Source organism: Streptomyces murinus (assembly GCF_002154555.1).
GTDB classification, from domain to species: domain Bacteria; phylum Actinomycetota; class Actinomycetes; order Streptomycetales; family Streptomycetaceae; genus Streptomyces; species Streptomyces murinus.
This window is the reverse complement of sequence record NZ_MUNF01000372.1, coordinates 23,574-31,928: the sequence shown is the minus strand read 5'-3', so window position 1 is coordinate 31,928 and position 8,355 is coordinate 23,574. Positions and strand designations below refer to the sequence as shown.

Below are 8,355 nucleotides of genomic sequence, written 5' to 3'. Positions count from 1 at the left end.
GACCCCTCGGCCTCGGTCCTCGTACCGCCCCGCAGCGATGACCTGCAACGGCAACTCGGGCAGAGCCTGGAACACCATGACGCAGGAACGCGCGGTCGCGACCCCCGACTCCTCGTCCACCTCGACAACGAGATTCGACACCACATGATGCGTCCGGGGCGTGCCGTCCTCGTAGAGGATCACGGTGTCCCGCAACATGCGCTCGACGGCCGCGGCGCCCTCGGCTGGTTCACCGCTGCCGATGAAGACCCCGTCGGCGAACAGCTCCCCGACCCCGGCGAAGTCACCGTCGTCCACCAACTCGGCATACCTGGCGATCAAGTTCGGCACGGCGGTCGTGCCCATGGCAGCGCTCATACGGCCCGAGGGTAGAGGCGCCGCGGGACAATCCTCTTGCTCCGCGCCTCGGCCGCCCCCTACGCTGAGTTTGTGCCGCTAATAAACAAAACCCGAACGCACAACGTCGTGCCGGGCCGGGAGCTCGTCGGGCTGCGGGTCGCGATCACCGCGTTCTTCGCCCTGGACGGCTTCATATTCTCCGGATGGGTGGTGCGGATCCCGGACATCAAGCACCAGACCCACGCCTCCGCCGGGGCCCTCGGCCTCGCGCTGCTCGGCGTGTCCGCCGGGGCCGTACTGACCATGATGCTGACCGGACGCCTGTGCCGCCGCTACGGGAGCCACCCGGTGACTGTGGTCTGGATGGTCGTCCTCGCCCTCAGTGTCGCCCTCCCCCCGCTCGTCCATTCCGCGCTCGCGCTCGGCGCCGTACTCCTCGTTTTCGGCGCCGCATATGGGGGCGTGAACGTCTCGTTCAACGCAGCCGCCGTCGATCTCGTCGCCGCCGTACGCCGGCCCATCATGCCCAGTTTCCACGCCGCGTTCAGCCTCGGCGGAATGGTCGGCGCGGGCGTCGGCGGGCTGGTCGCCGGGTTCCTCTCCCCCACCCGCCATCTGCTCGGGATCACCGTGCTCGGGCTGCTCGTGACGGCCGTCGCCGGGCGCAGCCTGCTGCGGCACGAGCCGCCGGTGCCGCCCGTGGACGACCGGGTGCCCGCGGCGGCCGGCACCGGCCGGGCGGCCCGCGTCGCCGGGCGCTGGCTCGTCGTGGGGTTCGGACTGGTCGCGCTGTGCGACGCGTACGGCGAGGGTGCCATGGCCGACTGGGGGGCGCTGCACCTCAAGCAGGACCTGACCGCGTCCGCGGGGACGGCCGCCGCCGGGTACGCCTGCTTCGCGCTCGCCATGACCGCCGGGCGGCTCTCGGGCACGGCGCTGCTGGGACGCCTCGGCCGGGCCCGCACGGTGATCGCCGGAGGCGCGGTCGCGGCGGTGGGCATGCTGCTCGGCTCGCTCGCGCCGTCGGTCTGGGTGGCGTTGGCCGGCTTCGCGGTCACCGGGCTCGGGCTCGCCAACATCTTCCCGGTCGCCATCGAGCGGGCGGGCGCGCTGGCCGGGGCGTCCGGCGTCGCGATCGCCTCCACCCTCGGGTACGGCGGCATGCTCCTCGGACCGCCCATGATCGGGTTCATGGCCGACTGGTTCTCCCTGTCCACCGCGCTCACCAGCGTGGCCGCGCTGGCCGCCGTGGCCGCCCTGATCGGGGTGGCGACGCGCCGGGCCCTGAACGGCTGACGCCCTCCCGCGGGGGCCGCGCCGGCCGTGGCCGGACCGATGCCGGGCCACCGCCCGCCTCCGCTATCATTGCCCCATGCATCTTTCGTCGTGTCTGTGCTGGTGGCGCTCCTCGTAGGAGCGGCCGCCACACAGACATGAAGCGGGCCGTTCGGATGGACGGCCCTTTTTCCATGTCCCTGGCACCAGGGGGCGGGGCGTCCCGACGGCCCGCCCGACCCACCACCAGGAGACCGAGATGAATTCCCACCCACAGGCCGCGCCGGCCGAGGCCCCGTCCACCCCCGACGCCCCCGACAGCCCCTGGTGCTCCCGACGCGCTCGGCACCTCCGCCGCGCGGGCCCGCAGCGCGGAGCTGGAGAAGCTGATCGCCGAGGACCCGGGGAAGTTCCGGATCCTGACCGGCGACCGGCCCACCGGAAGACTGCACCTCGGCCACTACTTCGGCACCCTCCACAACCGGGTCCGGCTCCAGAACCTCGGCGTGGAACTGTTCGTGATCATCGCGGACTACCAGGTGCTGACCGACCGCGATGTCGCGGACGACCTCCAGTCCTACGTCGACGAGCTGGTCCTCGACCACCTCGCCATCGGCGTGGACCCCGAGCACAGCACGATCTTCACGCACAGCGCCGTCCCCGCCCTCAACCAGCTGATGCTGCCTTTCCTCAGCCTGGTCTCCGTCGCCGAGCTGAACCGCAACCCCACCGTCAAGGACGAGATCGCGCACTCCCGCCAGTCCGCCGTCAGCGGGCTGATGTTCACCTATCCCGTGCACCAGGCGGCCGACATCCTCTTCTGCAAGGCCAACCTGGTCCCGGTCGGCCAGGACCAGCTGCCGCACCTGGAGATCACCCGGACCATCGCCCGCCGCTTCAACGACCGCTACGGCCACGGCACCCCCGTCTTCCCCCGGCCCGAGGCCCTGCTCTCGGAGGTGCCGCTGCTGCTGGGCACCGACGGCACCAAGATGAGCAAGAGCCGGGGCAACTCCGTGCTCCTGGCCGCCGACGCCGATGAGACGGCGCGGCTGCTCAAGGGCGCGAAGACCGACTCCGAGCGGCACATCACCTACGACCCGGCCAGCCGCCCCGAGGTCTCCTCGCTGCTCCTGCTGGCCGCGCTCTGTCAGGGCCGGACGCCCGAGGAGATCGCCGCGGACATCGGCTCCGCGGGCGCGGCGGCGCTGAAGAAGACCGTGACCGAGGCGGTCAACGAGTACCTGGCCCCGATCAGGGCCCACCGCGCCGAGTACGCCCGGGACCGCGGCGAGCTGCGCCGCGTTCTGCGCGCGGGCAACGAGCGGGCGAACGCGGTGGCCGACGCCACCCTCGCCGAGGTACGTGCCGCGATGAACAGCGACTACTGAATCCCGGTGCGGCGCGGCGGGCGGTTCCGGCAGGATCATCCCATGCAGACCGTCGATTTCCTCCATGCCCTCGATCGCGAGGGTCAGTCGCTCGCCGCGGCCGCCGAGCGGGCCGGCACCGACGCCACGGTGCCGACCTGCCCCGAGTGGCGGGTGCGGGACCTGCTGCGGCACATCGGCACGGTCCACCGGTGGGCCGCGGGCTTCGTCGCCGAGGGGCACACCGGGCCCCGGCCGATCGGCGAGGAGCCGGACCTCACCGGCGCCGAGCTGGTGGCCTGGTACCGGGACAGCCACCGCCTGCTGGTCGACACCCTGTCCGCCGCCCCCGCCGACCTGGAGTGCTGGACCTTCCTCCCGCTGCCCGGCCTCTCGCCCCTGGAGTTCTGGACGCGGCGGCAGGCGCACGAGACGACCGTGCACCGGTACGACGCCGAGGCCGCCCGGGGCGGGGCGCCCTCCCCGATCGCCGCGGACCTCGCGGCCGACGGCATCGACGAGTTGCTGCGCGGCTTCCACGCGCGGCCCAGGAGCCGGGCGCGTACGACGGAGCCGAAGGCGCTGCGGGTACGGGCGACGGACGCGGGGCCGGACGCGGTGTGGACCGTACGACTCGGCCCGGACGGACCGCCGGTGACGTCGCGTCAGGCGGGCGGGGAGGCCGATGCCGAACTCTTCGGTCCGGCGGACCGGTTGTACCTGGCCCTGTGGAACCGCGCGCCCGTCCCGGGGGTCTCCGGCGACCGTTCCCTCGCCGCGCTGTGGCAGGAGACCTCGGGCATCTGACACCTCGTCAATCCTCACCTGAGGCTACGACCACGCAACGGCGTCAGTCCGTTTCCGTCGTCAACATCCGGGCCAGTACCGCGCGTTGCTCCGGCCGTACCTCGGTGTGCAGCGCGCGGCCCTTCGGGGTGAGGGCCACCCGGACGCCCCGGCGGTCCTCCGCACAGGCGCCCCGCTCGACCAGGCCCTCCTTCTCCAGGCGGCCGATGAGCCGGGAGAGCGCGCTCTGGGTGAGATGGACGCGCTCGGAGATCTCCTGGATGCGGTAGGCGCAGCCGTGCGGGCCCCGGCGCTCGGCCAGCAGGTCCAGGACCTCGAAGTCGCTGGCGCACAGGCCGTGGCTGCCCAGGGTCCGGTCCAGTTCGCACTGGGTGCGGGCATGCAGGGCCAGGATGCCCCGCCACTGCGCCACGAGTGCCCGCTCGTCCGTCGTCGACGTCATCGACGCACCGTAGCAGTCCCATGGGCGGGTAAAGAAAGTCGGCGGTCGGCCGCCCCGGGCGGCTACCGCAGCCCGGCCCCGCGCGCCAGCCCCGTCACCGCGTGCCGGAAGAACCGCTCCCGGTCCTCGATCACGTTGTTGAACTGACCGAACAGCTCGAAGCTCACCAGCCCGAACAGCTGCGCCCAGGCCGCGACCATGGCGGCGGCCACCTCCGGGGGCAGGTCGGGGGCGATCTCGGCGGCCAACCGCGCGGCCTCGGGGCGCAGTTCGGCGGACAGCGGCAGTTCGTCGAGGCCGGGACCCTGCCGGGCGTCGCGGAAGATGCCGATGAGGACCATGCCGGTGCGGGCGGCGGCCGGAATGGTGGTCTCGGGGGCGGCGTAGCCGGGCACGGGCGAGCCGTAGATCAGCGCGTACTCGTGCGGATGGGTGAGCGCCCAGGTTCGTACCGCCTCGCACACCGCGATGAAGCAGTCCACGGGCGCGGCCTCGCCCGCGGCGTCCCGGGCCTTCTCCGCGGCCGCGCCCAGGGCGTCGTACGCGTCGATGATCAGGGCCGTCAACAGCTCGTCGCGGCTGGGGAAGTAGCGGTAGAGGGCGGAGGAGACCATGCCCAGCTCGCGGGCGACGGCCCGCAGGGAGAGCTTGGCGGCGCCCTCGGCCGCCAGTTGCCTGCGGGCCTCTTCCTTGATGGCCGCGGTTACCTCGTTCCTGGCCCGTTCGCGGGCTCCCTGTGCGGTGGTCATGGCCTCATTCTGCCACGAGCGAGAGCGGTGCACACAAAAAAGAGCACTGCTCTTGCTTCGGAGCACCTGTCTCCCGCATGCTGGTGTCGACCGAGAGCACCGCTCTCCCGAACCATGGAGGTCCACCATGTCGTCGTCCGCGCCGTACTACCTCAAGGGCAGCCCGCTGAATGTGCGGCTGAACAGCGTGATCGGCTGGCTCGCCCGGCACGGGATCAGCCTCGCGGGCACCGCCGAGCTGTCCGTGAAGGGGCGCAAGAGCGGTGCGATGCAGCGCGTCCCGGTCAACCCGCACACCCACGAGGGCGGGCAGTACCTGGTCTCGGCGCGTGGCCACTCGCAGTGGGTGCGCAATATGCGTGCCGCGAACGGCGGTGAGCTGCGCGTCGGGCGCAAGGTGCGCCCCTTCACCGCGGTGGAGCTTCCCGACGCCGAGAAGCTCCCCGTCCTGCGGACCTATCTGGAGAAGTGGGGCTGGGAGGTCAACCAGTACTTCGCCGGGGTGACCGCCGCCTCCACCGACGAGGAGATCATCGCCTGCGCCGGCGACCACCCCGTCTTCCGGATCACCGTCACGAAGTGACGGGCTCCTCCTCCGGCTCGGCGGACTCCTCGGTGTCCGCCGCCTGCGCCGGGCCCGGGTCCAGCACGGTCAGGGCGCGCTGGGCGAGCGGGTGCGAGCGGACCAGCTCACCGAGGGAGGTGGCGCCCCGGGTGATGTTGCGGAACGCGTTCCACGCCGGGCGGAAGCCGGTGAGGGCGGCGTGGAAGAGGCCGGGCCGCCGCTCGAACGCCGCGAGCAGGCGCCTGCCGACGCCCATCTCGACACCGAGCCCGGCCTTGACGGCGAAGGCGTAGTTCAGGGCCTGGCGGCGGGTGTCGACGGCGTCGTGCGCCTCCGCTATGCGCACCGCCCACTCGCCGGCCAGCCGGCCCGAGCGCAGCGCGAAGGAGATGCCCTCACGGGTCCAGGGCTCCAGGAGCCCGGCCGCGTCGCCGCAGACCAGGACCCGGCCGCGGGAGAGCGGCGAGTCATCGGCCCGGCAGCGGGTCAGATGCCCGGAGGAGACGGCCGGTTCGAAGCCGGCGAGGCCCAGCCGGGCCACGAAGTCCTCCAGATAGCGCTTGGTCGCAGCGCCCTGGCCGCGGGCGGAGATCACCCCGACCGTCAGCGTGTCGCCCTTGGGGAACACCCAGCCGTAACTGCCGGGCATGGGGCCCCAGTCGATGAGCACCCGGCCCTTCCAGTCCTCGGCGACCGACTCGGGGACCGGGATCTCCGCTTCGAGACCGAGGTCCACCTGGGCCATCTTCACGCCCACATGGGCGCCTATCCGGCTGGCGCTGCCGTCCGCGCCGACGACCGCGCGGGCCAGGACCGTCTCGCCGCCCTGGAGGACGACGGCGACCGTGCGCCGGTCGGGGACCGCCGAGCCGTGCTGCTCGACGCGCTGCACGGTGACGCCCGTCCGCAGTTCGGCGCCCGCCTTCTGCGCGTGCTCGACCAGCTGCTGGTCGAACTCGGGCCGGTTGATCAGCCCGAACAGCATCTGCCGGGAACGGCGGGTGCGGGTGAAGCGCCCGTTGTTGGAGAAGGTGACCGCGTGCACCCGGTCCCGCAGGGGCAGTTCGAAGCCCGGCGGCAGGGAGTCGCGCGAAGGGCCGATGATGCCGCCGCCGCAGGTTTTGTACCGGGGCAACTCGGCTTTCTCCAGCAACAGGACGCGGCGCCCCGCGACCGCCGCCGCATAGGCGGCCGAGGCCCCCGCGGGTCCCGCGCCCACCACGACGACGTCCCACACTCGCTGCACGTCGTCCGCCGAAGAGTTCTCGCCGCTCACGATGGTCTACTGCTCCGATCAAGCCGCTGCCGCTCCCCTTACCCGCGACATGCCGCGAGCAGGGGGTTACCCGATGTACTCGCATCCTACGGCCGCGAGCGGAGTGCGCCGCTGTGGGAGGATCGATCCACCCAGCAGGTACAACGTCGCACCTACGAGGAGCGTGCCCATGTCGTCGAATCCGGTCGCCGAGACCGTCGCCTCTCTGATGCCCCGGGCCAAGGCGGAGCTGGCCGAGCTCGTCGCCTTCCGGTCCGTGGCGGACTTCGAGCAGTTTCCGAAGAGCGAGAGCGAGGCCGCCGCGAACTGGATCGCCGACGCACTGCGCGCCGAGGGATTTGTCGACATCGCCCTGCTCGACACCCCCGACGGCACCCAGTCGGTGTACGGCTACCTGCCGGGCCCGGAGGGTGCCAAAACGGTTCTGCTGTATGCGCACTACGACGTGCAGCCGCCGCTGGACGAGGCCGGCTGGACCACTCCGCCGTTCGAGCTGACCGAGCGCGACGGTCGCTGGTACGGCCGGGGCAGCGCCGACTGCAAGGGCGGTGTGATCATGCACCTGCTCGCCCTGCGCGCGCTGAAGGCGAACGGCGGCGTCCCGGTGCACGTCAAGTTCATCGTGGAGGGCTCCGAGGAGCAGGGCACGGGCGGCCTCGAGCGGTACGCCGAGCAGCACCCGGAGGTGCTGGCCGCCGACACCATCGTCATCGGTGACGCGGGCAACTTCCGGGTGGGCCTGCCGACGGTGACCACGATCCTGCGCGGCATGACGCTGGTCCGGGTGGGTGTCGAGACCCTCGCGGGCAATCTGCACTCCGGCCAGTTCGGCGGCGCCGCCCCGGACGCGCTGGCCGCGCTGATCCGGGTGCTGGACTCGCTGCGCGCGGCGGACGGCTCCACCACGGTGGACGGTCTGGACGCGTCGGCCGCGTGGGACGGTCTGGAGTACACCGAGGAGCAGTTCCGCTCGGACGCCAAGGTGCTGGACGGCGTGGGCCTGACCGGCTCCGGCTCGGTCGCCGACCGGCTGTGGGCCCGGCCCGCGGTCACCGTGCTCGGCATCGACTGCCCGCCGGTCGTCGGCGCCACCCCCTCGGTGCACGCCGGTGCCCGCGCACTGGTCAGCCTGCGGGTGCCGCCGGGCGTGGACGCGACGGAGGCGAGCAAGCTGCTCCAGGCCCACCTGGAGACGCACACCCCGTGGGGCGCCCGGGTCACCGTGGAACAGGTCGGCCAGGGCCAGCCGTTCCGCGCCGACGTCTCCAGCCCCGCCTACCAGGCGATGGCCGACGCGATGGCGGTCGCCTACCCGGGCGAGACCATGCAGTACGCCGGCCAAGGCGGCTCCATCCCGCTGTGCAACACCCTCGCCGGCCTCTACCCGGACGCCGAGATCCTGCTGATCGGCCTCAGCGAGCCGGAGGCCCAGATCCACGCCCTCAACGAGAGCGTCTCCCCGGAGGAACTGGAGCGCCTGTCGGTGGCGGAGGCGCTGTTCCTGCGGAACTACGCGGGCTGAGCGCGCGACA

At 72.4% G+C, this 8,355-nt stretch carries 9 protein-coding genes; 5 read left to right on the top strand and 4 right to left on the bottom strand.

What is annotated here, in order from left to right:
- A partial coding sequence (locus tag CCN72_RS22515; protein WP_086809078.1) for a nuclear transport factor 2 family protein occupies nt 1-357 on the bottom strand: 357 nt, incomplete at its 3' end.
- Nucleotides 358-465: 108 nt separating this feature from the next.
- Here CCN72_RS22515 and CCN72_RS22510 point away from each other — a divergent pair.
- The 3 genes from CCN72_RS22510 to CCN72_RS22500 all read left to right on the top strand — a co-directional run bounded on the left by CCN72_RS22510 (nt 466) and on the right by CCN72_RS22500 (nt 3,791).
- Nucleotides 466-1,635: an MFS transporter gene (locus tag CCN72_RS22510; protein ID WP_086809077.1), complete on the top strand. Its 1,170-nt coding sequence runs from the start codon at nt 466-468 to the stop codon at nt 1,633-1,635.
- 356 nt (nt 1,636-1,991) lie between these two features.
- Nucleotides 1,992-3,005, top strand: a complete 1,014-nt coding sequence (gene trpS, locus CCN72_RS22505) for a tryptophan--tRNA ligase (RefSeq protein WP_244174383.1) — start codon at nt 1,992-1,994, stop codon at nt 3,003-3,005.
- A 42-nt stretch (nt 3,006-3,047) separates the two neighbouring features.
- Nucleotides 3,048-3,791 (top strand): maleylpyruvate isomerase family mycothiol-dependent enzyme, encoded by a 744-nt coding sequence (locus CCN72_RS22500; protein WP_086809075.1) that lies wholly within the window; start codon nt 3,048-3,050, stop codon nt 3,789-3,791.
- 43 nt (nt 3,792-3,834) lie between these two features.
- On the opposite strand, the gene CCN72_RS22495 is transcribed toward CCN72_RS22500, so the two are convergent.
- A complete protein-coding gene (locus CCN72_RS22495; protein WP_086809074.1) occupies nt 3,835-4,233 on the bottom strand; it encodes a MarR family winged helix-turn-helix transcriptional regulator in 399 nt (132 codons plus the stop codon).
- A gap of 62 nt (nt 4,234-4,295) precedes the next feature.
- Nucleotides 4,296-4,982 (bottom strand): TetR/AcrR family transcriptional regulator, encoded by a 687-nt coding sequence (locus tag CCN72_RS22490; RefSeq protein ID WP_086809073.1) that lies wholly within the window; start codon nt 4,980-4,982, stop codon nt 4,296-4,298.
- A gap of 127 nt (nt 4,983-5,109) precedes the next feature.
- On the opposite strand from CCN72_RS22490, the gene CCN72_RS22485 reads away from it, so the two are divergent.
- Complete coding sequence (locus CCN72_RS22485; RefSeq protein ID WP_086809072.1) at nt 5,110-5,565, top strand: nitroreductase family deazaflavin-dependent oxidoreductase; 456 nt, start codon at nt 5,110-5,112, stop codon at nt 5,563-5,565.
- Here CCN72_RS22485 and CCN72_RS22480 read toward each other — a convergent pair.
- Nucleotides 5,555-6,823: a geranylgeranyl reductase family protein gene (locus CCN72_RS22480; RefSeq protein WP_086809071.1), complete on the bottom strand. Its 1,269-nt coding sequence runs from the start codon at nt 6,821-6,823 to the stop codon at nt 5,555-5,557. The two genes, CCN72_RS22485 and CCN72_RS22480, sit on opposite strands and share 11 nt — an antisense overlap.
- A gap of 169 nt (nt 6,824-6,992) precedes the next feature.
- Between CCN72_RS22480 and CCN72_RS22475 the strand changes: the two genes are divergently transcribed.
- Complete coding sequence (locus tag CCN72_RS22475; RefSeq protein ID WP_086809070.1) at nt 6,993-8,345, top strand: dipeptidase; 1,353 nt, start codon at nt 6,993-6,995, stop codon at nt 8,343-8,345.
- Nucleotides 8,346-8,355 lie beyond the last annotated feature (10 nt).

Coding starts and splice junctions, on each gene's coding strand:
- CCN72_RS22500 (WP_086809075.1), top strand. CDS start 3,048: ATGCAGACCGTCGATTTCCTCCATGCCCTCGATCGCGAGGGTCAGTCG.
- CCN72_RS22495 (WP_086809074.1), bottom strand. CDS start 4,233: ATGACGTCGACGACGGACGAGCGGGCACTCGTGGCGCAGTGGCGGGGC.
- CCN72_RS22490 (WP_086809073.1), bottom strand. CDS start 4,982: ATGACCACCGCACAGGGAGCCCGCGAACGGGCCAGGAACGAGGTAACC.
- CCN72_RS22485 (WP_086809072.1), top strand. CDS start 5,110: ATGTCGTCGTCCGCGCCGTACTACCTCAAGGGCAGCCCGCTGAATGTG.
- CCN72_RS22475 (WP_086809070.1), top strand. CDS start 6,993: ATGTCGTCGAATCCGGTCGCCGAGACCGTCGCCTCTCTGATGCCCCGG.